General features: G+C 53.1%; 21 protein-coding genes and 2 pseudogenes. 18 read left to right on the top strand and 5 right to left on the bottom strand.

The window, feature by feature from the left end:
• The first annotated feature begins 8 nt into the window (after positions 1-8).
• The 5 genes from DIT72_RS02485 (at position 9) to DIT72_RS02465 (ending at position 4905) form a co-directional block, all read left to right on the top strand.
• Positions 9-434, top strand: a complete 426-nt coding sequence (locus tag DIT72_RS02485) for a GlcG/HbpS family heme-binding protein (RefSeq protein ID WP_135953613.1) — start codon at positions 9-11, stop codon at positions 432-434.
• Positions 435-473: 39 nt separating this feature from the next.
• Entirely contained in the window at positions 474-1946 is a 1473-nt protein-coding gene (locus DIT72_RS02480) for an FAD-linked oxidase C-terminal domain-containing protein (RefSeq protein ID WP_135953612.1), read from the top strand.
• Positions 1939-3003 carry a glycolate oxidase subunit GlcE gene (glcE, locus tag DIT72_RS02475; protein WP_135953611.1) on the top strand — a complete coding sequence of 355 codons (1065 nt, stop codon included), beginning with the start codon at positions 1939-1941 and terminating at the stop codon, positions 3001-3003. The genes DIT72_RS02480 and glcE overlap by 8 nt, the downstream gene beginning before the upstream one ends.
• Before the next feature lie 157 nt (positions 3004-3160).
• Entirely contained in the window at positions 3161-4369 is a 1209-nt protein-coding gene (gene glcF, locus DIT72_RS02470; protein ID WP_135953610.1) for a glycolate oxidase subunit GlcF, read from the top strand.
• A 95-nt stretch (positions 4370-4464) separates the two neighbouring features.
• Positions 4465-4905, top strand: a complete 441-nt coding sequence (locus DIT72_RS02465) for a DUF4124 domain-containing protein (RefSeq protein ID WP_135953609.1) — start codon at positions 4465-4467, stop codon at positions 4903-4905.
• Between the two features lie 28 nt (positions 4906-4933).
• On the opposite strand, the gene DIT72_RS02460 is transcribed toward DIT72_RS02465, so the two are convergent.
• The gene (locus tag DIT72_RS02460; RefSeq protein WP_135953608.1) at positions 4934-5905 is read right to left on the bottom strand and encodes a calcium/sodium antiporter; all 972 of its coding nucleotides are present in this window, start codon (positions 5903-5905) and stop codon (positions 4934-4936) included.
• A 249-nt stretch (positions 5906-6154) separates the two neighbouring features.
• On the opposite strand from DIT72_RS02460, the gene DIT72_RS02455 reads away from it, so the two are divergent.
• From DIT72_RS02455 to DIT72_RS02435, 5 genes are read left to right on the top strand one after another with little or no spacing between them, the layout of a single operon-like run.
• Positions 6155-7600 carry a YfcC family protein gene (locus tag DIT72_RS02455; RefSeq protein ID WP_228260712.1) on the top strand — a complete coding sequence of 482 codons (1446 nt, stop codon included), beginning with the start codon at positions 6155-6157 and terminating at the stop codon, positions 7598-7600.
• Positions 7601-7647: 47 nt separating this feature from the next.
• Positions 7648-8877, top strand: a complete 1230-nt coding sequence (locus DIT72_RS02450; RefSeq protein WP_135953606.1) for an arginine deiminase — start codon at positions 7648-7650, stop codon at positions 8875-8877.
• 18 nt (positions 8878-8895) lie between these two features.
• A complete protein-coding gene (gene argF / locus DIT72_RS02445; RefSeq protein ID WP_135953605.1) occupies positions 8896-9897 on the top strand; it encodes an ornithine carbamoyltransferase in 1002 nt (333 codons plus the stop codon).
• A gap of 29 nt (positions 9898-9926) precedes the next feature.
• On the top strand, positions 9927-10829 hold the full coding sequence (gene arcC, locus DIT72_RS02440) for a carbamate kinase (protein ID WP_135953604.1): 903 nt from the start codon (positions 9927-9929) through the stop codon (positions 10827-10829).
• A gap of 33 nt (positions 10830-10862) precedes the next feature.
• The gene (locus DIT72_RS02435; protein WP_206081046.1) at positions 10863-12509 is read left to right on the top strand and encodes a BCCT family transporter; all 1647 of its coding nucleotides are present in this window, start codon (positions 10863-10865) and stop codon (positions 12507-12509) included.
• A gap of 71 nt (positions 12510-12580) precedes the next feature.
• Here the strand turns inward: DIT72_RS02435 and DIT72_RS02430 are convergent, their stop codons facing one another.
• Complete coding sequence (locus tag DIT72_RS02430) at positions 12581-13861, bottom strand: PQQ-dependent sugar dehydrogenase (RefSeq protein ID WP_135953603.1); 1281 nt, start codon at positions 13859-13861, stop codon at positions 12581-12583.
• A gap of 430 nt (positions 13862-14291) precedes the next feature.
• Between DIT72_RS02430 and DIT72_RS02425 the strand changes: the two genes are divergently transcribed.
• Genes DIT72_RS02425 through DIT72_RS02415 form a run of 3 tightly spaced genes read left to right on the top strand, consistent with a single transcriptional unit; the run spans position 14292 to position 17129 of the window.
• Complete coding sequence (locus tag DIT72_RS02425; protein ID WP_168355007.1) at positions 14292-15395, top strand: tyrosine-type recombinase/integrase; 1104 nt, start codon at positions 14292-14294, stop codon at positions 15393-15395.
• Positions 15388-15996, top strand: a complete 609-nt coding sequence (locus DIT72_RS02420; protein ID WP_135953601.1) for a hypothetical protein — start codon at positions 15388-15390, stop codon at positions 15994-15996. Before DIT72_RS02425 ends, DIT72_RS02420 begins: the two co-directional genes overlap by 8 nt.
• Positions 15912-17129: an RDD family protein gene (locus DIT72_RS02415; protein ID WP_168355006.1), complete on the top strand. Its 1218-nt coding sequence runs from the start codon at positions 15912-15914 to the stop codon at positions 17127-17129. Before DIT72_RS02420 ends, DIT72_RS02415 begins: the two co-directional genes overlap by 85 nt.
• A gap of 129 nt (positions 17130-17258) precedes the next feature.
• On the opposite strand, the gene DIT72_RS02410 is transcribed toward DIT72_RS02415, so the two are convergent.
• Positions 17259-18416 carry a YaaC family protein gene (locus DIT72_RS02410; RefSeq protein ID WP_135953599.1) on the bottom strand — a complete coding sequence of 386 codons (1158 nt, stop codon included), beginning with the start codon at positions 18414-18416 and terminating at the stop codon, positions 17259-17261.
• Positions 18417-19243: 827 nt separating this feature from the next.
• On the opposite strand from DIT72_RS02410, the gene DIT72_RS02405 reads away from it, so the two are divergent.
• Complete coding sequence (locus tag DIT72_RS02405) at positions 19244-19720, top strand: DUF4124 domain-containing protein (protein WP_135953598.1); 477 nt, start codon at positions 19244-19246, stop codon at positions 19718-19720.
• Between the two features lie 261 nt (positions 19721-19981).
• Positions 19982-20914: pseudogene (locus DIT72_RS18400) on the top strand (ADP-ribosylglycohydrolase family protein).
• A 21-nt stretch (positions 20915-20935) separates the two neighbouring features.
• Here the strand turns inward: DIT72_RS18400 and DIT72_RS02395 are convergent.
• A complete protein-coding gene (locus tag DIT72_RS02395; protein WP_135953597.1) occupies positions 20936-21541 on the bottom strand; it encodes a recombinase family protein in 606 nt (201 codons plus the stop codon).
• Positions 21542-22001: 460 nt separating this feature from the next.
• Between DIT72_RS02395 and DIT72_RS02390 the strand changes: the two genes are divergently transcribed.
• The 3 genes from DIT72_RS02390 (at position 22002) to DIT72_RS02380 (ending at position 23923) form a co-directional block, all read left to right on the top strand.
• Positions 22002-22691 (top strand): hypothetical protein, encoded by a 690-nt coding sequence (locus DIT72_RS02390; protein WP_135953596.1) that lies wholly within the window; start codon positions 22002-22004, stop codon positions 22689-22691.
• 136 nt (positions 22692-22827) lie between these two features.
• On the top strand, positions 22828-23319 hold the full coding sequence (locus tag DIT72_RS02385; protein ID WP_135953595.1) for a DUF2273 domain-containing protein: 492 nt from the start codon (positions 22828-22830) through the stop codon (positions 23317-23319).
• A gap of 19 nt (positions 23320-23338) precedes the next feature.
• The gene (locus DIT72_RS02380) at positions 23339-23923 is read left to right on the top strand and encodes a hypothetical protein (RefSeq protein WP_135953594.1); all 585 of its coding nucleotides are present in this window, start codon (positions 23339-23341) and stop codon (positions 23921-23923) included.
• A 30-nt stretch (positions 23924-23953) separates the two neighbouring features.
• Here the strand turns inward: DIT72_RS02380 and DIT72_RS02375 are convergent.
• A pseudogene (locus DIT72_RS02375) lies at positions 23954-24182 on the bottom strand (ATP-binding protein); the annotation flags it as partial.
• Positions 24183-24193 lie beyond the last annotated feature (11 nt).

Here is a 24193-nt window from a genome sequence, read left to right as displayed (position 1 = left end):
AATGCTTTATGTTGACAATTAAACGACTGGACCTTGCTGAAGCGCGGCTCCTCATCGAAGGGGCTGCTGAAAAAGCACGGGAAATCGGCGTACCCATGTGTATCGCCATTACCGACGAGTCTGGCAACCTGATTGCTTTTGAGCGAATGGACGGCGGCAAGATCACCAGTGTGACCATTGCCCAGGACAAGTCGTTCACCGCGTCGGCAGCGAAGAAAGCCACGCACGATTACAACGCGGTCAATGTTCCGGGCAAGCTCGCTTTTGGAATCCACACCGAGGTGGGTGGTCGTATCAGCTCGGTAGGCGGTGGCCTGCCGGTTATTGTTGATGGTGAAGTGGTGGGTGGTATTGGCATCAGCTCTGGTACACCTCAGCAGGACATGGATTGTGCGCAGGCCGGCATCGACTATTTCGAAACCAAACGTGGTTGAGGGCTGTCACACCTGAAGCCATTTACGACAGAGAACGCTATGACCACCAAGCCGAAAATCAGCAGAGCGGAACTGGCGGAACAGTTCCGCGCGTTTATAGACCCGGATTTCGTTATCACTGACAACGAGACCATGAAGCCCTACGAATGCGATGGCATGTCCATGTACTGTGAGATGCCCATGCTGGTGGTACTGCCGGAAACCGCCGAGCAGGTGCAGAGGATCATGCGCATCTGTAATGAGCACGAGGTGCCGGTGGTTGCCCGTGGTGCTGGTACCGGCCTGAGCGCCGGTGCCATGCCCCATAAAGAGGGCGTGGTATTGTCTCTGGCCAAGTTCAACCGCATCCTGGACATCGACCCCCTCGCGCGGACGGCGCGATTGCAGCCAGGTGTCCGCAACCTGGCTATCAGCGAGGAGGTTGACCAGTTCGGCCTCTATTACGGTCCGGATCCGTCCTCCCAGATTGCCTGCACCATCGGCGGCAACGTCGCCGAGAATTCCGGTGGCGTGCATTGCCTCAAGTACGGTCTCACGGTTCACAACATCCTCAGCGTGGAAATGATCACCGCCGAGGGCGAGCGCGTAACCATTGGCAGTGATGCTCTGGACGTGTGTGGCATGGACCTGCTGGCGCTGATGACCGGCTCTGAAGGTCTGCTGGGTATCGTGACCGAAGTGAAGGTAAAACTGCTGCCCAAACCGGAAGTGGCACAGGTGGTGATGGCCGGCTTCGACAGCATACAGAAAGCCGGTGATGCGGTGGGCGGCATCATCTCCCACGGTATCATCCCCGGTGGCCTGGAAATGATGGACGGCCACGCCATCATAGCCGCGGACGATTTTGCCCAGGCGGGCTACCCGCGGGAGGCCAAGGCACTGCTGCTGTGCGAGGTGGATGGCACCGAAGAGGAGGTCCACGAACATATCGCACAGGCGGAGGCGCTGTTCCGCGAGCTGGGCGCTACCTCGGTAAAAACGTCCCAGAGCGAGCAGGAGCGGGCACTGCTGTGGAAAGGCCGCAAATCCGCTTTCCCGGCCGTGGGCCGCATCTCGCCGGATTATTACTGCATGGACGGCACCATCCCGCGGCGGCATCTGGCCCATGTGCTGCTGGAAATGGAAAAAATGTCAGAGGAGTTCGGTCTGCGAGTCGCCAACGTATTCCACGCCGGCGATGGCAATCTGCATCCGCTGATCCTGTTTGATGCCAACGTGCCCGGCGAGTTTGAGAGCACAGAAGCTTTCGGTGGCCGCATCCTTGACCTGTGCGTGGAAGTGGGGGGCTGTATCACCGGCGAGCACGGCGTGGGTGTGGAAAAAATCCGCCAGATGGCGGTTCAGTTCAACGATGAAGAACTGCAACAGTTCCACGACGTCAAGGCCGCCTTCGACCCGGCGGGCATTCTTAACCCGGGCAAGGGTGTACCGGCCCTGCGTTTCTGCCAGGAGTACCGCTCTCTGGAACACAAACAACACAAGCACGACACGGTGGAAGCTGCGCATGGGTGATATTTCGCAGACGCTTAAGGAGCAGATTCTCCAGGCCGGAAAGTCCGGCCAGAAACTCAATATCGAAGGCGGTGGCACCAAGGCCTTCATGGGCCGGGCTGCCGATACCGACGCCGGTACACTGAAACTGGGCGAACACACCGGCATTGTCGAATACCATCCGGTCGAACTGATAATGACCGCCCGCGCTGGCACACCGTTGGCGGAAATCGAGGCAACCCTGGCCGAAGAAGGCCAGTGCCTGCATTTCGAGCCGCCAAGATTTGGCGAAGGTTCCACCCTTGGCGGCACCCTGGCCTGCAACGTCTCCGGCCCCGCGCGGCCCTGGTCAGGCTCGGTACGGGATCAGGTACTGGGGATCCGCCTGCTCAATGGCAAAGGTGAACACCTGCGCTTCGGTGGCCAGGTCATGAAAAACGTTGCCGGCTACGACACCTCCCGGCTACAGGCCGGCGCCATGGGCACCCTTGGCGCTATCACCGAAATCAGCCTCAAGGTCATGCCAAAACCGGCCATGTCCCTGACCCTGGTGCAGGACATGGCCCTGGACGACGTTATCCACTATATCAACAGCCGCGCCAAGGAGCCCAAGCCCATCACCGGCGCCGCCTGGGTGGACGGCAAAGTCTATCTGCGCCTGGCTGGCGCCAGATCCGCCGTGGAAGCCACCGCCGAAAAGTGGTCCGGCGACGTCACCGAACAGGGCGATGCGTTCTGGCAGCAGCTACAGCACATGCAACACGACTTCTTTGCCGGCGATGAACCACTCTGGCGTTTCTCTGTCGGCTCCACCGCCGGGAACCCGGAGCTGGACGGGCCCTGGCTGATCGACTGGGCCGGCTCCCAGCGCTGGTACCGCGGCGAAGCCGACATCACCCGAATGGAAACCATGGCGCAACGCGCCGGCGGGCAGGTAAGTCTGTTCCGCGGCGGCGACCGCACCGATGAAGTCATGCACAATCAGCCCCGGGCCCTGAAAGAACTCCAGAGCCGGCTGAAAAAATCGTTCGATCCCGACGGTATCTTTAATCCGGGCCGGTTATATAGCTGGTTGTGAGGTATCGAGAGGTTCTGGAAGTGATCGGGTAACCCTGTCCTGAAACTGTGCGGAGCCAGGGATGGCGGAGCTCAAGCGCCACATGGATGTGCTTGAGCGTGTTTCAGGACAGGGTTACCCGAACACTTGTGCTCCAATCCCAGAAAGCAGGTAAACAATGCAAACCAATCTAGTCCAACAATTTGCCAACACAGCAGAAGGTCAGGAGGCTGAGTCTATCCTGCGAGCCTGCGTACACTGCGGCTTCTGCACCGCCACCTGCCCGACATACCAGGAGCTGAACGACGAACGCGACGGCCCCCGCGGCCGCATCTATCTGATGAAAATGTTCCTCGAAGGCGAAGAAGTCACCGAAAAATCCCGGGAACATCTGGATCGCTGCCTGACCTGCCGCAGCTGCGAAACCACCTGCCCCTCGGGGGTAAAGTACGGCCGACTGCTAGACATCAGCCGTGGCCTGATGGAACAGGAAATGCCCCGGTCAGCCAGGGAGCGCTGGATTCGCTGGTCACTGGCTCGCGTGCTCCCCAATCGCCAGTTATTCGGCCTGATGTTGCGCATGGGTCAGCTCTTCCGCCCTGTATTACCCGCAAAACTGCGCACCAAAGTACCGCCCAGAAAACAGGTCAGCCCCTGGCCGGCGGCCAGCCATGAACGCATCGTGCTGGCTCTGGCCGGTTGTGTTCAGCCTTCCGCAACCCCGAACACCAATGCTGCTGCTGCCCGTGTGCTCGACCGGCTTGGTATCACCATGGTAGAAGCACCGGAAGCCGGCTGTTGCGGAGCCGTGAACCACCACCTGTCGGAACACGAAAAGGCCCTAGAAGCCATGCGCCGTAATATCGACGCCTGGTGGCCTGCCATCGATGCCGGGGCCGAAGCCATCATCATGACTGCCTCCGGCTGTGGCGCCATGGTGCAGGAATACGGCCACCTGTTGAAAGATGATCCGGTATACGCAGCCAAGGCCCAGAGAGTCAGCGAACTGACCATCGATCTTGGTGCCTTCCTGTTGCAACAGGATCTGGAAAAACTGGACATTCCCAAAGGTGCCGGCAAGGTAGCCTTCCACTGCCCCTGCACCCTGCAACACGCCATGCAGCAAAGTGGCGTGGTTGACCAGGTATTGCGCAAAGCGGGAATTGAGCTGGCAGATACCAGAGAGAAGCACCTTTGCTGCGGTTCCGCCGGCACCTACTCGATTCTCCAGCCGGAACTCAGCCAGCGATTGCTGAACAACAAACTCAAGGCCCTGACCGTGGACAATCCGGACCGCATCGTTACCGCCAACATCGGCTGCCAGATGCACCTGGAAACAAAGGCGAAGGTGCCGGTTCAACACTGGATTGAACTGTTGGACGCGTGACCGGGTGCCCGAATTGAGGCCTGGACCCCTCAATCGCCTGTGGTTTTGTTTATACTGCCTCCGCGACCAAACAAAACCACAGGGAGTGGAAACCCATGCCATGGAGGCAAGCCGCAGTTTTTGTATCTGTCTTTATCCCCGCCGTTTCGGTAGCAGAAGTATACCGCTGGATTGATGACCAGGGTGTAGCTCACTTCAGCGACAGGAAGCCCAGCGAAGGTGAGCACGAGCAGGTGGAACTGAACCGCCCCTCGCTGGTTCCCATGCGGGAGAACATCACCCGGGGGAAGCGGGTAAGTGCCATCAGTGAGCAGGTTAATCGCAGTCTGCAAGCCGGCAACGGCCGCCAGCCATCTGGCAAACCGGAAGCACGCGCGCGCGAACGCAATAACGCCCGCTGTCAGGGCTATCGGCAAAAACTGGAGCGAATTCACCAGCAGCTGCGGGCCGGCTACTCCAACGACCAGGGCAACCGCCTGCGACGAAAGCGGCGGGAAGTCAGCCAGAAGCTGTCACGGCAGTGTTTGCTTGACTGAGCGAGCCCGCTTGCTGGTTCGGGCGTGCTCAGGCGGTAAACGTGGTTGAGATCAGGTAGGCCGTGTAGCCCAGGAAGCAGGCTACCAGCAAACCACCCTCAATCCGGTTGATTCGCCCCGGACCGCGGAAGCCGTAGCCCAGCACAAACAGCGACAAGGTCAGGGCGGACATCACCGCAATATCCCGGTAGAACACCTCCGGCGCTACTGTCATCGGGCTGATGGTGCCGGCGATGCCTACAACCGCCAGGGTGTTGAACAGGTTGGAACCCAGAATATTGCCCAGGGCAATATCGTGTTCCCCCTTGCGGGCGGCGATAACAGACGATGCCAGTTCCGGAAGGGAAGTGCCCACCGCGACAATGGTCAGGCCGATGATCAGGTCACTCACCCCAAAGCCATGGGCAATCTCAACGGCGCCCCACACCAGAATCCGCGAACTGACGATCAGCACCAGAAGGCCGGCGATCAGCCACAGCACCGCGTTGCGGAGGGGCATGGAGCGGTGGCTCATTTCCTCGGCAATCTCGGCGCCCAGGGCATCGGATTTCCGGGTCATACCCTGGCGAATGGACCAGGCCATTAACAGCAGAAACACGCCCAGAAGCACAAGCGCATCGACGAATGTCAGCTCACCGTCCCACAACTGCCAGGCAGCCAGCACCGTCACTGCCGCCAGAATTGGCAGCTCCTTGCGCATCACCTGGGAGTGAACCGCAATGGGACTGATCAGGGCGGTAATGCCCAGGATCAGGGCAATGTTGGTAATGTTGGAGCCGTAGGCGTTGCCCAGTGCCAGGCCCGGATTACCCTGGGTTGCCGCCAGAGCCGACACCACCATCTCCGGCGCGGAAGTGCCGAAACCAACCACCACCATGCCGATCAGCAGCGGAGGCATACCAAAGTACCCGGCCGTTGCCGCAGAACCTTCGACAAATTTGCCGGCACTCCAGACCAGAAGTGCAAGCCCGACGGCAATAGCCAGAAACGAAAGCAGCATGGCAGTTCCCTGAATGTGTTGCGTAGGAGGTAAGAGGATCAATGGTATAAGCCATTCCGATGCGGGAGCATATTAGACCCAAATGCCGGTGTTGCTACCTCAGCAGTTATGCGGATAGGGAGTAGCGGCGCTGCCCGCTTCATTCCGGGTTGATGCCGGCCACTTTACGAACTGGCGATGACGTCCATACTTGCATTGATGGATAGACCCGTCACCCATCAGTAAATCACTATGCAAAGGAGAAGCCTTGTGACTGATGACAAATCCTCCACATCGAACCCCGAAGAAGAGCTGGAAACTCGATTCCCCACCGCCTATACGATTCTTTTCCTGCTGATCATTGTGGTCGCAGCGTTAACCTGGATTATTCCAGCCGGCCAATACGAACGTTCCATGAACGAAGAAGTCGGGCGTGAAGTTGCTGTGCCCGGCACCTATGAAACCGTCGAGCCCAATCCCCAGGGCTTTGTCGATGTCATGCTGGCGCCCACGGCCGGCTTCTACGACCCGGACAGCTATGCGGCCAATGCCATTGATGTTGCCCTGTTCATACTCTTCCTCGGTGGCTTTCTGGGTGTAATGAACGCCACGGGCGCGATCGACACCGGGATTCGCAGTGCCATGCACCGGCTGGAGGGCCGTGAGATATGGATGATCCCGATACTCATGACACTGTTTGCACTCGGTGGCACAACCTACGGCATGGCAGAGGAGACCCTGGCTTTCTATGCCATCCTGATTCCGGTGATCATTTCGGCAGGCTATGACGCCGTCACCGGGGTCGCCATTATCCTTATCGGTGCCGGTATCGGAGTGCTGGGGTCGACCATCAACCCGTTTGCAACGGTGATTGCCTCCAATGCCGCTGACATCCCCTTTACGGACGGCATCGTGCTGCGGTTTGTGCTGCTTGTGGGTGGCCTTCTGATCTGTGCCGCGTATGTCATGCGCTATGCCCGTCGGGTCAAGGATGATCCGTCCCGCTCCGTGGTCGCCGGCCAGCGAGATGCCCACCGCAGGATTTTCCTCCAGGGCCATGACGAGATCGAAGATTTTGAGCTCACCGGTATCCAGAAAATTGCTCTGGTCATTTTCACGCTTACCTTCATCGTGATGATCTGGGGTGTTTCGACCCAGGGTTGGTGGATGGCCAGAATGGGCGCGCTGTTCTTTGGTGCCGCCATTGTGATCGGCATCATTGCCCGGCTGGGGGAGAAAAAGCTGACCAGCAGTTTTGTTGACGGTGCCCGCGACCTGCTCGGTGTTGCGCTGGTTGTCGGTCTGGCACGAGGCATTGTGGTGATCATGGAACAGGGCATGATTGCCGACACTATCCTGCACAGTGCCGAGACCACCCTTGGAGGGCTGCCCCAACTGGCGTTTATCAACCTGATGTTCTGGATTGAGGTGGGCATGAGCTTCTTCGTGCCGTCCTCCTCCGGCCTGGCTGTACTCTCAATGCCGATTCTTGCGCCGCTGGCGGATTTCGCCGATGTGGGGCGCGACCTGGTGGTCACCGCGTACCAGTCAGCCAACGGACTGGTGAACCTGATCAACCCGACCTTCGCTGTCGTCATCGGTGGGCTGGCTATCGGCCGTGTTTCTTATGACCGCTGGCTGGTATTCATCTGGCCCCTGCTGCTGATCCTGGCCATTTTCATCAGTGTGGTGATCAGTATCGGCGCGTTTCTGTAATCCTTGCTGTAAACCTCTCTGAAACCCAAGGCAAAGGAGCATGCGACATGGCTGAAAAAACTCTCGGAGTCCATTCCGAAACCGGCACCCTGCGACAGGTTATTGTCTGCCGCCCGGGGCTTGCCCACAGGCGCCTGACACCTTCCAACTGTGATGCCCTGCTGTTTGACGACGTATTCTGGGTCAAGCAGGCCCAGAAAGATCACGACGTATTCGCCGGGCTGATGCGCGCCCGGGGGGTGGAGGTGCTGGATGTTAACGAATTGCTGGCGGAGACTCTTGATATCTCAGAAGCGCGGGCCTGGATTCTGGATAACCGTATTACCTGGAACCATATCGGGGTAGGCATGGTGTCCGACCTGCGCGCCTGGATGGATGAACTTCCCGGCCAGACCCTGGCGGAATTCCTGATCGGCGGGCTGGAAGTGGGGGATCTGCCGTTCGACCCTGCCGGGCTGTTCGGCAACCACCTGGGACCCCACGGCTTTGTGCTGCCGCCCCTGCCAAACTTCCTGTTCACGCGGGACAACAGCGCGTGGATCTATAACGGTGTCACCCTCAACCCCATGTACTGGGCAGCGCGCAAACCGGAAACCTTACTGATGAGCGCGATCTATCGTTTTCACCCGAAGTTCGCCGGCAATGTGAACGTGCACTGGGGGGACCCTCTCAAGGACCACGCTCTGGCGAGCCTTGAAGGGGGGGACGTCATGCCCGTGGGCAATGGAGTGGTGTTGGTGGGTATGGGCGAACGGTCCTCTCCCCAGGCCATCGGCCAACTGGCCAGGGCGCTTTTTGCCAACGGCAGCGCAGAGCGGGTAGTCGCCTGCCAGATTCCCAAGACCCGTTCGGCCATGCACCTGGATACCGTGTTCACCTTCTGCGGTGGCAATGTGGTGACCAGCTTCAAGGAAGTGGCCGACGAGATGGTGTGCTACGACCTGCGCCCGGGCAAGGGTGACAAGCACCTGTCTTTCTGCCAGGACACCCGGCCGCTGTTTGATGTTGTGGCGGATGTACTCGATTATCCGTCCCTGGAAGTGGTCGCCACCGGCGGTGATACCCCCGCCGAGCGGGAACGGGAGCAGTGGAACGATGGCAATAACGTACTGGCACTGAGCCCCGGCGTGGTCATCGGCTACGACCGCAACGACGACACCAATGCCGCTCTGGAGGCCGCCGGCATAGAAGTGCTTGCCATTCCCGGCGCAGAACTGGGCCGGGGCAGGGGCGGTGGCCGCTGCATGAGCTGCCCGACAATACGAGACGCAGTCTGACAAGGAAGGAGCAGAACCATGGCTTTCAATCTCAAGAACCGGCATTTCCTGACCCTGCGGGATTTTACACCCAAGGAAATCAGTTTTCTGCTGAAGCTTTCAGCCGACCTCAAAACCGCCAAATACGCCGGCACCGAAGTGCCGCAATTACAGGGTAAGGACATAGCACTGATCTTCGAAAAAAACTCCACCCGAACCCGGGTGGGGTTTGAGGTTGCGGCGTTTGACCAGGGTGCCCGTGTCACCTATCTGGGGCCTACGGGTACCCATATCGGTCACAAGGAATCGGTGAAAGATACTGCACGGGTGCTGGGCCGGGTCTATGACGCCATCGAGTACCGTGGCTTCGGCCAGGCGGTCGTCGAGGAGCTGGCCAGATACGCCGGCGTGCCGGTTTACAACGGGCTGACCAATGAGTTTCATCCCACGCAGATACTGGCGGACTTCCTGACCATGCAGGAAAACGTGGAAAAGCCACTGCGGGATGTGGCGTTTGTGTTCATCGGGGACGCCGCCAACAACATGGGCGACAGCCTGCTGATCGGCGGTGCCAAGATGGGGATGGATGTACGCCTGTGTGCCCCCGAAGCCTGCTGGCCGAGCGAGGCTATCCAGAACGAGGCCCGGGCCATTGCCAGTGAAACCGGCGCGCGGATCATGATCACCGAGGATACTGACGCCGCGGTGGCGGGCGTGGATTTTGTCTACACGGACGTGTGGGTGTCCATGGGTGAGCCGCGGGAGAAGTGGGCGGAGCGGATCAAACTGTTGCAGCCCTACCAGGTCAACGCCACCCTGATGGAGAAAGCCGGCAATCCACGGGTCAGGTTCATGCATTGCCTGCCTGCGTTTCACAATACCGAGACGACCGTGGGCAAGGAGATGCGGGACGAGTTCGGCATTGAGGCCATGGAAGTCACCGACGAGGTTTTCGAGAGCCCCGCTTCCATCGTGTTTGATCAGGCGGAGAACCGGATGCACACCATCAAGGCGGTGCTTGTTGCCACCCTCGGAAACTGATCTGAAAAGCCTGACAGGAGGAATCTGACATGCTCGTAGTCGCCGCCCTTGGAGGTAATGCCCTGTTGCGACGCGGTGAACCGCTGACAGCAGAGGCCCAACGCGCCAACGTGAAAATTGCCGCAGACTCACTGGCTGAAATCGTCCGGGCCGGCCACCGGCTGGTCATCACCCATGGCAATGGCCCCCAGGTCGGTTTGCTGGCACTGCAGGGTGCTGCCTACAAGCCGGAGGAGGCCTATCCACTGGACGTACTGGGTGCCGAAACAGAGGGCATGATCGGCTATATCATCGAACAGGAGCTGGAAAATGCCCTGGAACATGACCGCCCGGTGGCAACCCTGCTCACCCAGGTGCTGGTGGACAAGGACGACCCCGCCTTCAAAAAACCGACAAAATTTGTCGGACCGGTGTATGAGAAGGAAGAGGCCGAAACCAAAGCCGAGGCCGCAGGCTGGCACATAGCCCGGGATGGCGACAAGTGGCGGCGGGTTGTGCCCTCACCCAGGCCCCTGGAAATTCCCGACGTCCGGGTGCTCCAGTTGCTGCTGGAACAGGACGTTGTGGTGATCTGCGCCGGAGGCGGTGGCATCCCCATTCTGCGCCGGGATGACGGCAGCATGATCGGCGTGGAAGCGGTAATCGACAAGGATGCCGCCAGTGCGTTACTGGCACGTCAACTGGGTGCTGATGCCCTGCTGTTACTGACAGACGTGGATGCCATCTATCGTGACTTCGGCAAGGATACCGCCACCCCTATCCGTGAGCTTAGTCTCGATGAAGCCCGGGATCTGGACCTCCCGGCTGGCTCCATGGGGCCGAAAATGGCGGCAGCGGGCAACTTTGCCGAAAGTGGTGGTGTCAGCGGCATTGGCCGGCTGGAGGATGCGCTGGCGATTCTTGAACGCAGGGCGGGAACAAGTGTTGTCTGATGAGAAACTTACCGGACCATGGATATCCTGAGCATGAATAATCGTCCAGGCTGGGTATTTTACATTTCCATCGTACTGCTGACGCTTTTTGTCGCCGTAGGGATTCTTATCCCGGACCAGCTCGCCGTTTGGGCTGATACCGGACTGGAATTCACGACGGTACATTTCGGTTGGCTCTATCTGTTTGCCACCACCGGTTTCCTGGTGTTCTGTATTGCCGTGGCGATGAGTGACTATGGCCATATCCGCCTCGGCGCTGACGGGGAGGCACCGGAGTTTCCCTATCCGACCTGGCTGGGCATGATCTTTTCCTCCGGCATGGGTGTAGGCCTTGTGTTCTGGGCGGTGGCGGAACCCATGAGCCATTTCATGGCGCCTCCGTTCGGTGGTGCCGAGCCCCAGAGCCCTGACGCAGCCAGCCTCGCCATGCGTTATTCCCTGTTCCATTGGGGGTTTCATCAGTGGGCCAACTTCGCCGTGGTAGGGCTGGCTATTGCTTATGTGCGGTTTCGCATGCAACGTCCCGGGCTGATCAGCGAGACGTTTCGAACCTCTCTCGGCCACCGTGTAGACGGTGGTTTCGGTCACGCCATTAATACCCTGGCGGTCATTTCCACGATATTTGGCGTTGCAACCACGCTGGGGCTCGGGGTGATCCAGATCAATAGCGGGCTGGTGTCGGTGAGCGACATCAGCTTTGGCGCCAATGAGCAGCTGATCATCCTGGGGGCGATTGCAGTGGTGTTCCTGCTTTGCGCCCTGGCTCCGCTGGAAAGTGGTGTGCGCTACGTCAGTGATGCCAACATGGTACTGGCAGCGTTCCTGCTGGCATTCGTGTTCTTCTTCGGCCCCACTGACTTCATTACCGCTGCCATGACCAATGCCATTGGCGACTATTTTGCCAACATGATGGGCATGAGCCTGGTGATGACCCCATACACCGGCGATGACTGGGTTGAGCGCTGGACTATTTTCTATTGGGCCTGGGGCTTGTCCTGGGCACCATTCGTGGGCAGCTTTATCGCACGTATCTCCCGCGGCAGAACCATCCGCGAGTTTGTCTTCGGAGTTATCGGAACCCCGGTGCTGCTGAGCATTTTCTGGTTTTCCACCTTTGGCGGTTCGGCGCTCTATTTCGAATTGTTTGAAGGCGCAGCTCTCGGCGAAGCCGTCACCCGTGAAATGAGTTCCGCTCTCTTCGCGACCCTGGATTTCCTGCCCGGAACGGCCATCATCAGTGCCCTGATGCTGGTGCTGATCGTCCTGTTTGTCATCACCTCTGCCAACTCCGCAACCTTTGTTCTGGGAATGTTTACCAGTAAAGGTACGCTCACACCCAAACGCTGGCTGCGAGTCACCTGGGGCCTGGTTCAGGTGCTGGTCGCCGGCGTACTTCTGGTCAGTGGTGGCCTGGCAGCACTGCAGACGATTTCCATTCTGGCGGCGTTTCCGTTCATGGTACTGATGATCTTCATGGCCGTTTCCCTGCTCAGGTCGTTGCGCAATGAGCAGCGTCAGATAGAACTTCACGAGGCGATTACCCGTGGACGCATGATGCATCTGCTGGAAGAGCACGACAGGGAAAGGGCGGCGCAACTGGCTGAAGCAGGGTTGATAGAGCCTGAGAGGAAGGATGAAGAGACTGGTCCGGAGGATGGGCCAGCTCCGGGAGCGCGCTGATTCGGTGATGATCTTTCGCCGGCTGCCCGATTAAAACCGCACTGCCTTCGGGCAGTGCGGTCAAGGCAGGCCTAGTTGGGAGTGAGCCGGTAGATCTGACCCTCATCCACAGCGGTAAACAGATCACCTTCCGGTCCAAGCACCAGTGCGCGGAAGCGGGCCGAGCCTTCGGGCACCGGCATCTCGGCCACATCCTCTACGGAAGTGCCTTCCTCTCCAAGGTCGATCACATTAATACGTTGACCAACGGGTGTTTCGCCGAAACCGATCCCCAGGAAACTGACAACCAGACGACCATTCCAGTCACCCCATTTTTCGCCGGTCAGGAACGCGGCACTGCTGATGCCCTGGGAGAGCCCATTGTTATCCCACATCGGTGTTATCGCGTCAGGATAGGTCTCGGTATCCGTCATTGGCATATACTGTGACCGTTTCTCCGGATCCATGGCCTCGTTCTGATTGGGTTGATAACCGCAGTAGTCGTCAGGGCAATCGCCACGACCGGCCATATTGGGACGTGGGTCCCAGCCGCTGTTGCCGCCAGGCACCAACGCATTGATCTCATCGGTATGCCAGGGGCCATGTTCGGTTATGATCGGCTGGGAGGTTTCCGGATGAAAGGCAATGCCCTGCACATTACGGTGCCCGTAAGTAAAGATCCGCGGATCGAAGCCCTCCGGTGTTGCTTCCGCATTACCGGGTGCCGCCTCGCCATTTCTGTCAATGCGCAATACCTTGCCGCCAAGCTTATTCCCGGATTGGGGCAGGGCGCTGTTGTGATTGTCGCCGGTGGGTACATACAGATAACCGTCCGGACCGAAACGGATGCGGCCGCCGTTATGCGCACCGGGGTCACCGAACGGGTGGTCGGTGGCCGCCTCTTTGAAAGGAATATTCTTGACGATATCAGTGCGGTTTCCGACTTCGGTGAGATCTTCGTTCACCGTCACCCGGACGACCCGGTTGGTGGGCGGGCTATTGATACTGGATGCCGAGTAGACATAGACGGTCCGGTTGTCAGCGAAGTCAGGATCGATAGTGACACCGTTCATCCCGGCCTGACCCTCACAGATCAGATCGTCTGCGGTACTGGCGTAGCCATCGGTGTTACTCATTCCCAGAAGATTATTGACGTCCCCGTTGGGCAGTCGCACCGACAGACCGCGGCATTTTTCAGTGAAAAACATGGCGCCATCAGGCAGAAAAGCCATATCCCATGGGCTTTCCAGACCGGATAACACCGTGCTCTGTTCAATATCAGGAGTTTCGGCGTTTGCCGCTAGAGGCAAGCCGGCAATCAGGGCGGAGGCGGCGAATGCTCCAAGCGAAGGCCTGGGTAGTTTATTAGGCATTGCAGGTTACTCCCATCATTGTTGTTTGTTTCCAGTTCGTGCCAGTTAAAGGAATGCGCGTTCATCAAAATGAGTGTAGATCTGCCGGTTGATTGGTCAAGTTTTGTTCAATAAAGTCGCCGCAGGAGTACGGGGCGTAATTGACATCGACTGAATGGAAAGGAAGGAAAGGTGGGGAAGATAAACGATGACTCAGAAAACAACAAAGCCCGCACAAGGCGGGCTAAGTCACTGAATTCTAATGGTGCCCGGAGGCGGCACCGATTCCGTCTCGCATCCTGTCTTATCCTGTATCTAACTATCTGATCTGTATTATTAAATCTTCCTAGTCTGTCAAATTCCTGTATCTTTCTGTCTCATGAAATCGCACTGAATAGCGCGGTTTATGTTGGGACAGATGATGGGGTATATAGGGTCGGAGGATGCAGAAATGCCTAAGGTGGTAGTTGAGATGGGCGCCCTTCAGGTCAAACGACTTGGACATGGCACCGTAAAAAAACCAGGTGGTAAAAACGAGGTTGGTGCTCCTTGTACGGCATTACACGCAGTAGGGGGAGTTTCCGGGTTGTATCTTTATTGCCGCCCACCTGGAGAGAATCAGATCTCAGGGGCAAGATCTTGGATTCTTCGTACGATGGTCGGAGCGCGACGAATTGATTTGGGCCTTGGTGGGTTCCCGGAAGTGACTCTTGCTCAAGCTCGGGATAAAGCTAGAGAAATTAAAGAGAAAATTCGCTTTGAGGGATACGATCCTATTGCGGCGAGAAGGGCTGCCCGTTCAGCGCTTATTGCAGAGCAAACCAGACAAAAAACATTTGAAGATGTAGCTCGGGCATATTATCAAAAGAAGTGCTTTGAGTTCTCCGGTGCTCAGGCAAAAAAGCAAAGCCGTCGTCTCGAACAATACCTGTTTGAATACTGTGGACCGGTCATCGGAAAGCTTTTAATGGCCGACCTTGAGGCTCGCCACGTCATACAGGTCATTGAGCCCATCTGGTTTACACGCCACTCGACAGCTGAACGGATCAGGGCCGTAATTGAAACCGTCTGTGATCTTGTCGAGGGAGAGGGCATCCTGAAAAATAACCGGAATCCGGCTCGTTGGAAAAACAACCTAGACCGGCATCTGCCGAAACCCGAAACTGTTCACACAGAGGAGCATCAGCCGACAGTGGGCTACAAAAACTTGCCGCGTTTTTGGGACCTTCTTTTGGCAAGAGACACGATTCCAGCTAAAGCATTGGCGTTCCAAATTCTTACGGCGGCAAGACCTGGTGAGGTCAGATTGACGCCGAGCTGTTTGGTCAGGAAGACCGGAGCTCACCGCCGGCAAGGATGCCTGGCAAGCGCGACACCTGCAGAGTGGTGTGACTTCAGGGAGAGTTCTGGCGCCCTTCCTATCCTTGGTTTTGCGATATTATGCCTCTTAGTGGGCGCGATTATGGTGAATTCCCACTTTGTTCTGAAATTATCCTTAGCTTTTGGTAGAGTTTTATCCAAAATAATAGGATTGGTGGCGTTTTCTGATGTTTAAATCCTCGAATAAGGTTATAGAGACTGTTCTGAAAGCTAAGGAGTTGATTCTTGCTCTGATTGTTTTTTTGGGCTGGCTTTCTGCCCCTTTTTTTCCTGATGTAATGATTAGTTACTCTACTGATGAATTTTTTGCAGATGTTTCTCCAAACTCAGAAGGAAAAACGATATTTGACATTGTTGTGGAGAACGAGTCTGGAGCCATTATTTCAGATATTGAATTAGCGGTTATTGGTGTTTCTAACGTAACTTCTGTCTCTTATAAAACTTCGTCTAAGCGTTTGATTAATGAGATCGGTGATAGTCTTTCATATCAAATATCTGATGACGGCATATATTTTGACGGTCTTAAGAGCATTCCTCCTGGTCATAACTTTAGGATTCAATTATTGGGTGAATATTCCGACCCTGTATTTACCTCTCCTATCAAATTTTATAGCTCGACTACTGACATATATATTGAAAGCAAGGGGTATGTTACTGGTCCTTGGGTTTTTGCGTATGAGTGGAGCTACATTTGGGTGCCACTGATTTTCGCACTGCTTATTTTGCTTACTTCCTACAGGGTTTTACCTCACTACAAAAAGGCCTTGGAAGAATGAGAAGGGTTCTTGCATTTTGGGTTGATATGGTCTTTGTTGCAATAATTGCAGCTATTGTAACTTTTTCTTTGGCGATTACTCTTGATGTAAACATTCCTTCATACTTTTTTTATTTTTTGTTTGTTCCTCTTATATTTTCGATTATCGAAATTTTCTTCAAAGGCGTTACAGCTGGAAGATATTTCTTTGGTTTAAGGTTGGTGGATTTTGATTTAAAACCTGTGGACTCATTTGTTATTATGGCTCGGTGCTTTTTTCTTTTCCTTTTTATTCCAGTTTTGGCACTAATATTTGCGTTTTTCTATCGTTTTTTTTGGGGAGAGTCACAGATACGATTCGAGTTCTATCTGGCGGGCTTAATTTTTTTAATTTTAAATATTTCAGTTTTTTTGTTTTCTTTAGGTAAGCAGGTATTTGCTGACCTTCTGTTTAGTACAGCTGTTATCTCAAAAAGAAAGAAGTCTTTTGATCCTTACTCATGGCGCGCAGCTTTTTATTCCTTTGTTTTCGTGGTCTTGGTCTCTATTGCGGTTTTTATTTATGTTGATAATGACGATTCATTAATCTACACGAATTCTTTTTCTCGATCGATACCTTCCATGCATGAAAGTGCTTCTATATTTTCTGTCGATGTGGCTGACCTTGATACTAGTAAAAACGATTTTTACGAATTTTACGATGGTTGGCATGGGTTTACGGGGCATAAAAGCATTTCTAAGATCCAAGATAAGCTGGGGTTTTGGTTTAATAACGGTGAAAAACTACCCGTGCCTGATATCATGATACCGTCGAATGTTGTTCGGGTTTCTTTTAGTGGAGTTTTTAATGGGTTTTTCATGGACTCATTGAGCCGGAACTTGTTTTTGCGACAACACGAGAAAACTGGCACCCCGGGTAGTCTTGTTGGCTTTCTTTATTTTGAGCAATTTTTTGGTATTTTTTCTTTAAAAATATATACTTGGCGTCTAGCCGGATTGAATCCATATGAGGCTGAGCCGGATCCCACCGTAATGGTGTTTTCTCCCGAAGCTAATTACCGAATCGCCCCATTTTTTTTGATAGGAGTTACCTCAGAAAGAACCTTTTCGGAGCTAGAGACAATGTCAATAAATGAAGTCAATGACTTGCGTTAAAGTTCTTTCGGCAAGTCCCCGGATATCCTAGCAATCTGCGGAGTGGTGTGACTATCAGAGATGGGTCTGACAAAGAACTCAGTAAATGAGTCAGCCGCCTTAATTGCGCACTTCGAGTCTTATAAAGAGCTACCGGGCTTGCCAAGGGGCCAAATGAGGTGATATTACAATTCTGTCCTTACTTAAAATTTCGAGAGCAAGAATGGGAAATTTTTGTTTCATGGTTTCAATAGTGTTTTCGATTATTTTTGAGCTAATAGCATGTCTATCAATAGTTGTTATCCATAAATCAGGATAATACCTGCAAATCATACCCAGAAGGTATAAGATTCCAAAGCAATCAACGATTTCTGGGACCTCTAGTCCCCCAGGGTAGCAATAAGTACGACCTTGAGTCGTCCAGCGGCTCTCAGGAGAGCTGTATTTCAAAGGTGTGTCATTTTTGTAGGAGATTGACACTATAGCGCTCTTCTTGTTGCTGGAAATTTGTGTTTTGAAGCTAATTTTTTCAGGATTTTCGTGGACCACGAATTCGGACAGTATGCCGTTTAGGTGGGCTTCTGAATAACAATTATGAATGTTCCATGACCGCTGTAAATGGCCGTTATTATTTACGATCATTTCACTCATTCTTGAATTAGGAGTCTCTATCCCAAGCCTCCTTAGATCCTCCGATAGGTCTGGAATTCGTTTAATCAGGTCTATAAGAGACACTGCTTGATCTAAAAAAGCTTCGAAACTGACAAAAGTACTCGATCCTAGACTTGTGATACCAGTCAGGGTTCCTTGATCCAAATCACTTTGTATAAACTGTGTATGCTGAGCTTCAGTCTTTGGCATGGTTTCATACCATTCTTTAAAAAATCCCTCTTTTTCAATTTTTAGGAATACTTGATTAAGAAGATTGGTCTTTTCCGAAAAATTCTTTTCTTCCACTACCTTTGAAAAACCATGATTTTTCGCTTTCCCGTGAGCTCGTAAGTAGTCCAATGATTTATTTCCAGTTCCATTAATTAGCATTGTTGCGGAGCATAATGAAACGGAAGAATAATATAAAAGGTTAGGCGAAGTTATAAGAGAAGAGTTGCGGCAAGAATCCAAGTATTCCTTTGCTTGGAGAAGGCAGAGTCTTATTTGAGTGGCTTGTTTTTTATAGTTTTTTTCATTTTTTTTGTTTATGGGGCCGTGTCTTTCTTCAATTTTGGCTATTGAAAACTCATCGTTTGCAAATTCTAATAATCGCCTCCAAGTTTCCTTTTCCACATTGTCGGTTGTTATCCATTCCATATACAGTTTGTGCCTCTTAACTTGACATTTGCCCGAAACCGCCACCACACACTACGACGGCCAGCGCTTTTGTTTTTGTCGTTCCCCTCGTCGGTCTCCATACCAGGAATTGGCGATTCTTGCCGCTAGGCTGAAACCTATCCTGCTTTCAGGCTAGTTTCCTTTCTTTTGCGTTTTCTTCATCTTCGGGCTACCAGGTTCTACCCCGCCGACGCAAGTGCTCACGCGAGTCACCCTCATGATTGCGTTTTCAAAGCGTAGCACAGGGCGACCCGCTCGTTCATTCTGCGCCGGTCACTTGCCAAAATTTCCAACACAAGACAGAATACTGTTTAAACATACAGTATTATGCCTATGCCTGCAGTCAAGTACACACTCAACAAGCGGAACGTCACTCTCGAAGATCAACCAGGTGACCTTGTGCCCGTTCTCATGAGGTCAGGAGAGCGCAAGTTCCTACCATGGTTAGGATTCATCGATGTGAATGTTGCCAAACAGCTTCCCCATGCGATACCGGTGCGACTCGACGTTACCGCATACTCAACGGAGACACCATTCATGGGTAAGTGGAGTTACTTGAGTAAAGGTAAGACGGTGCAGGGTTGTGCCGTTCGTGGCGGGGTTTATGGCATAACGCATTCGGTCATGCCCAGGGTCATCGCCCGGAGGGATCAATAGGCGACTCAGATGCCTTATGATGTAGAGTCGATGGCTCGGAAGGGTTCTTCCCCGTACTGCTTTTTATACTTACGCCCAAAAAAACAATCTAGTGGACACTATGTTAACTCCCTCTGTAAGCTTCCTAACGGAGTTTCAAAGGAGTGAAGATGTCCCTATCAGCTGTTTATCAGCGTCTTGCCGTGGTTATCTTTTTGGTTTTTGCTACGTGCGCCTCAGCCGATTACTACAAATGGACTGATGAGAATGGTGTTACTCATTTTTCCGATGAGCCCCCTGGACCAGATGGAAAGCCCGTGAGACCCAATGGCACGACCGTTATTCCAATGCGTGAAAACATTCGCACGCAGAAGAGGGTCGAGGAAATCAAAAACCCTAAGCCCGTACCGTCTAAAATGAAGCCTGTTGCTCCCCGCGTAATAGACTCAAAAACTCAGTGGGAGGAACAACAGGAGCTCAGGGAAGAAAAGCGTCAGCAAGTGCGGTGTAAAAACTATGAAGACAGAATTGCCTGGATAGATAGCCGTCTGCGAGCGGGCGGATATTCGGTTGGCCAAGGGAATCGACTCCGAGAGGATCGCCGCGAACTCTCGAAAAGGCGCGCCTGGAAATGCTTGCGAGACTGAGTTGAACTCTCGCGACTTCAAGCGGTCGGGAATTGACGCTGCGTTAATTGCTGAAGGTTGCCACCCATTCCATGTGGCGCCTGTAACCCTGACCGGAGTGGGGCTTCGCCACATCGGGGTGTAGCAGAGCGGGTTTTTCTTCTGTGAAGTGCCCTGTTATCAGACGTGCCGAGAGTCGCTCCGTGAATCATAATCTTACAGCCACAGTTGATGCGGTGGGCGAGTCAGTAAAACCTCTTTTGATCGTGATTTTATAACTGAATGAACAAGAATATTTCGCTAGAAGAAAGATATCGGGGCGCTCTGATTGGCTTGGCCGTCGGTGATGCATTGGGCACCACACTGGAGTTCTCGATACCTGGAACCTTCGAGCCGATTTCAGACATGAACGGTGGCGGTCCTTTCAAACTCAAACCTGGTGAATGGACCGATGACACTTCCATGGCATTGTGTCTCGCTGAAAGCATTTTGGACACAGGCGGCTTTGATACCTTGGACCAAATGCGTCGTTACGTTCGATGGCGCGATGAGGGGTACCTGAGCGCGACTGGAGAATGCTTTGACATCGGAACGGCAACTACCACCGCACTGGATAACTTTCTTCGTTGGGGGGAGCCATACGCTGGCTCCATTGACCCCTCGACCGCCGGAAACGGTTGATTGATGCGGCTGGCGCCAGTCCCTATGCGCTGGCGGACTGATCTAAGGAAGGCTGCCTACTATGCCGCGTTGAGCTCAAAAACTACCCATGCCGCTTTGGAGGCAGTAGACGCATGTCGCTACTATGCAGTGCTGATCGCACTTGCGCTCAACGGTGTTAGCAAAAGCCAACTACTGGTGTCGAATCCAGCTTCTCTCGAAGTTTTTGAAGATGAGCCGCTCACTCCTACAATTGCAGCAATAGCTTCAGGATCATATCGGGATCAAAAGCCTCCGAGAATTCGCGGGAGTGGGTATGTTGTTCACACCCTGGAAGCTGCCTTATGGGCTTTGAGTAATACCACGGACTTCCGATCCGGCTTGCTGAAGGTGGTGAACCTTGGCGAGGACGCAGACACCACTGGCGCGGTTTACGGGCAGCTGGCAGGTGCTGTCTATGGGGTAGAGGCGATTCCTTCAGAGTGGATTAACAAACTTGCGATGCGGGAAGTGATAGAAGTTTATGCGGGCAGGCTATACGAGTGCTCGCAATGAGAGGGATTCCGCCATCCCTCTTCATTGGTTATTCAGTACTCTTGATATTGTGGAACGTGAGGCTCCCGTTGCTTTTGCCACCTGAGACCAGGTCATGCCTCGTTTGATCATATCCGAGATCAGGTCATGTCGCTCAGTGTCCGCAGGGCGTCCTCGATATCGTCCTTCCGATTTTGCCTTGGCGATTCCCTCAGCTTGCCTACGTCTTCTATCCGAATAGTCTTTTCTGGCAATGGCGGCCAACATATCGAGCATCATGCTGTTTAGCGCGTCCATCATTCGAGCTGTAAGCTCGTCGCCATGTTCCATCATCATCCAGGAAGTGGGTAGGTCCAGTGCTACTACCCTCACTCCCTGATCTGCAATTGTTCTTTTGAGTCGTTGCCAATCTACTGTGTTCAAACGGCTTAAGCGATCCACTTGTTCGACCAACAACACATCGCCCGGCAAACAGTCTCCCAACAGACGAAATAACTCAGGTCGCGCCAAGCTAGCCCCTGATTCATTTTCGATATACCAAGCGGCAATGGTCAGCCCTCGCTCCTCAGCAAACTGCTCCAACTGCTTTCGTGCTCTCAGCGCGTCCTGCTCTTCTGTGGATGCTCTCAGGTATGCCCTAACGTACATGATTCCCCGCGGTTCGTTTTAGATGGTTTCATATTATCGGTTCGCTTTAGGTTAAACAAACCAATTATCGAACCACGATGTTGGACGCTTAGTATTGGTTCTCTACAGGTACACCCTTGAGAACCAATTCGTCATAGCCACCCAGAGTTTCATAGCTACGGAGCACGATGCTGCCCCAGACTTCCGCCAACGGGTTTTTACGTGTTCGTCAGTTAAGCTCTCGCTCGTGGGACTGGTGCACTTGCTGGATGCGTATTCCGGCGAACGTGACCGGTCATTTCGGGGATCGCGACTGGCGACTCCTCCGTTCTGCTGTGTCGGAGCCCGTCAGACCAACCGGCCAAGATAGTTGTCGCCGGACCGGCCAAGTTAATTGTCGCGCTATAGCCTGCAATGGCATACGACAGTGGCCTAGTCTACTTTGATATCTGAAGCCTCAAGAAAAACAAGGGATGAAACGATGCCGGAACAAGGCAAACAGCCATACGGCTATGCGAGGAGCGCAACATCTAAGAAAAATGCTGTTCGAGGGTTTTGTCGCCGGCTTTCATTTGTCGATCGATATTGGATGTTTTTCGCATTTTTGATTGCTTCAGTAACGCTGACTCCCTCGCTCGTTGAAAGCGATACGAACTCCAAGTCGTGGACACAAGCGCCAGAAGTTAATGAGCCTGACACCAATCAGTTCGACGCAGTTACAGGACGTTTTGATTCAATCGAAAATCGGTCTATTTCTTCCGTCGAGCATGGCGTTAATCAACAAAATGATATTCTCATCTCCAACAGTTCCGAGATCATAAATGCTTCATTCTGGGGAGAATATACCTCTTGGGCTACGTGGAAGATTGTCATTGTCCCGCGAGACCTCAGTCGCGCCGAAATAGTCTCACTGGCTAAAAGCGTTTATAAAAAATATCCAAAAACTAGAGTGCGTTTTTTTGATGACGATCAGAAGATTGAGCAGCAAATAAAGGCAGAGCAATATGCTTGGGATACGACAGGGACGGTTCCGCAAACACAGTTCCCAACTGAATGGAGAAAAAAACATCAAATCGCGATCATTAATGATCGATCAGAACAAGCTCGTAACCGCTGGCAACTGCTATATGTAAAAGGTGGAGTAAATGAGTTCATGATTTTTTTAAAATAACTTTGTATAGCCCTTGTGGTAGTTCAATGATTCCGGACACCAAAAGCTTACGAATTCTGGGTACTTTCCCTGGCGCTCCAGAGCCGGCTATCCTATCTTTGGATGTAAGGGTCCACCAATCTTGGAGGGTGCAACAATGTCGCTATCAGAACCCGAGGCAAAACTAAGGGTGTTGATTCTAAACTCAAATGCCACTGAGTTAGATAGGGTGGATTTGACTACGAGGCTTACCAATTTTGGCTTGCCCCAAGAAATAATTACTCGAATAAATGAGCTCTGGGGTAAAACAATAGTAGTTGCTAAGCAAGTTATACATATTGGAAAAATAATTATTTCTGAAATAATTAAATTCATCAAAGAAAATTCTCATTTGGCCGTAGGCGTCGCAATTGGTGCCGCTGTTGGAGCGTTAATAAGTATGATTCCATTTTTCGGACCAATTTTAGCACCACTCGCAACAGCAATTTCTATACTTGTTGGTGGAATTGCCGGTTATCGAATAGATCAAGGAAAGAAACCAACGGACGGCGTAATAGGAGTAAGCCAAGAAATAATACTGATTGCAAAAAAATTCTTTGAATTATTCGCAAATATATTCAACTCTCTCCGTATAGAGTTTAACAAATAATTTTCGGTCACTGACAGTCATGAAAAAAAGATACGAATTGAGTGTTGACGACTATATAAGAGCCTTAGAGAAAATGAAGAAAAGTCCTAGAGATAGGATTGGTATTCTTGGAGAATTAGGCGCTACAGGTTTGGGTGGTATTGCGGGCGCTGGAGTGGCTGGCGCAACTGCAAGTGCTGCTGGTGTGGCTACAATATTTGGTTCTTCAACATTCGGATCGATTTTGGGTGGCATCTTTGTAACAACAACTCCTGTCGGTTGGGTTGTGGGTAGTGTTGTGGTTGGGGGAGCAGTCGGATATGGAATTAGTAAACTGGTTAGTAGTGGGGGTAAAAGTGACGCAATCAAGAAAATGAATATCAATGAATTGCAGCAAAGGGTTAGGCAGTTACAAGATCAATCCCTGCATACACACAAGTCCAATGATAAGATGAGGAAGGTAATAGAAGGAATACAGCTTCTGATTAAAAATCATAAATTAACGCAAAGGGAATCTACTGAATTATTGACCGGAATAGAGAAAGGAAATCTGACTGTTGAATTTGTATTTGACACGATTAATGAAATCTTGGCATCAAGTAAGATTAACACTTCAAAAAATTGATTCAAAAAAATAACTTCCCTGCTTGTTAACTCACGAATACAACGCTCTTTCGTCAAGTAAACAACCAAACTTATCACTTGCATAGCTTAATCTGACCTCACGCTCCGCCTGTCGTTTTCGCATGGATTCGCCTCTGAGATTGATCTTGTAGGCGTTGTGAACGAGGCAGTCCAGAATGGCATCTGCCAAGGTAGCGTCACCGACTCACCACGCCATGTGATGTCTCAAGGGGCAACTGGCGGGTGGCGATGGTGGATTTGGGAGCCGGCC

The sequence above is a fragment of the Marinobacter orientalis genome, assembly GCF_004792665.1.
GTDB classification, from domain to species: Bacteria; Pseudomonadota; Gammaproteobacteria; order Pseudomonadales; family Oleiphilaceae; genus Marinobacter; species Marinobacter orientalis.
The sequence above is the reverse complement of the archived record's forward strand: the minus strand, read 5'-3'. Positions and strand labels throughout refer to the sequence as shown.

What these genes read in the sequence shown, in the direction of transcription:
- DIT72_RS02465 (WP_135953609.1), top strand. Translation starts at nt 4,465, where the DNA reads ATGCCATGGAGGCAAGCCGCAGTTTTTGTATCTGTCTTTATCCCCGCC.
- DIT72_RS02435 (WP_206081046.1), top strand. Translation starts at nt 10,863, where the DNA reads ATGAATAATCGTCCAGGCTGGGTATTTTACATTTCCATCGTACTGCTG.
- DIT72_RS02420 (WP_135953601.1), top strand. Translation starts at nt 15,388, where the DNA reads ATGTTTAAATCCTCGAATAAGGTTATAGAGACTGTTCTGAAAGCTAAG.
- argF (WP_135953605.1), top strand. Translation starts at nt 8,896, where the DNA reads ATGGCTTTCAATCTCAAGAACCGGCATTTCCTGACCCTGCGGGATTTT.
- DIT72_RS02485 (WP_135953613.1), top strand. Translation starts at nt 9, where the DNA reads ATGTTGACAATTAAACGACTGGACCTTGCTGAAGCGCGGCTCCTCATC.
- DIT72_RS02460 (WP_135953608.1), bottom strand. Translation starts at nt 5,905, where the DNA reads ATGCTGCTTTCGTTTCTGGCTATTGCCGTCGGGCTTGCACTTCTGGTC.
- glcE (WP_135953611.1), top strand. Translation starts at nt 1,939, where the DNA reads ATGGGTGATATTTCGCAGACGCTTAAGGAGCAGATTCTCCAGGCCGGA.
- DIT72_RS02390 (WP_135953596.1), top strand. Translation starts at nt 22,002, where the DNA reads ATGCCGGAACAAGGCAAACAGCCATACGGCTATGCGAGGAGCGCAACA.
- glcF (WP_135953610.1), top strand. Translation starts at nt 3,161, where the DNA reads ATGCAAACCAATCTAGTCCAACAATTTGCCAACACAGCAGAAGGTCAG.
- DIT72_RS02425 (WP_168355007.1), top strand. Translation starts at nt 14,292, where the DNA reads ATGCCTAAGGTGGTAGTTGAGATGGGCGCCCTTCAGGTCAAACGACTT.
- DIT72_RS02450 (WP_135953606.1), top strand. Translation starts at nt 7,648, where the DNA reads ATGGCTGAAAAAACTCTCGGAGTCCATTCCGAAACCGGCACCCTGCGA.
- DIT72_RS02380 (WP_135953594.1), top strand. Translation starts at nt 23,339, where the DNA reads ATGAAAAAAAGATACGAATTGAGTGTTGACGACTATATAAGAGCCTTA.
- DIT72_RS02480 (WP_135953612.1), top strand. Translation starts at nt 474, where the DNA reads ATGACCACCAAGCCGAAAATCAGCAGAGCGGAACTGGCGGAACAGTTC.
- DIT72_RS02430 (WP_135953603.1), bottom strand. Translation starts at nt 13,861, where the DNA reads ATGCCTAATAAACTACCCAGGCCTTCGCTTGGAGCATTCGCCGCCTCC.
- DIT72_RS02395 (WP_135953597.1), bottom strand. Translation starts at nt 21,541, where the DNA reads ATGTACGTTAGGGCATACCTGAGAGCATCCACAGAAGAGCAGGACGCG.
- DIT72_RS02410 (WP_135953599.1), bottom strand. Translation starts at nt 18,416, where the DNA reads ATGGAATGGATAACAACCGACAATGTGGAAAAGGAAACTTGGAGGCGA.
- arcC (WP_135953604.1), top strand. Translation starts at nt 9,927, where the DNA reads ATGCTCGTAGTCGCCGCCCTTGGAGGTAATGCCCTGTTGCGACGCGGT.
- DIT72_RS02385 (WP_135953595.1), top strand. Translation starts at nt 22,828, where the DNA reads ATGTCGCTATCAGAACCCGAGGCAAAACTAAGGGTGTTGATTCTAAAC.
- DIT72_RS02405 (WP_135953598.1), top strand. Translation starts at nt 19,244, where the DNA reads ATGTCCCTATCAGCTGTTTATCAGCGTCTTGCCGTGGTTATCTTTTTG.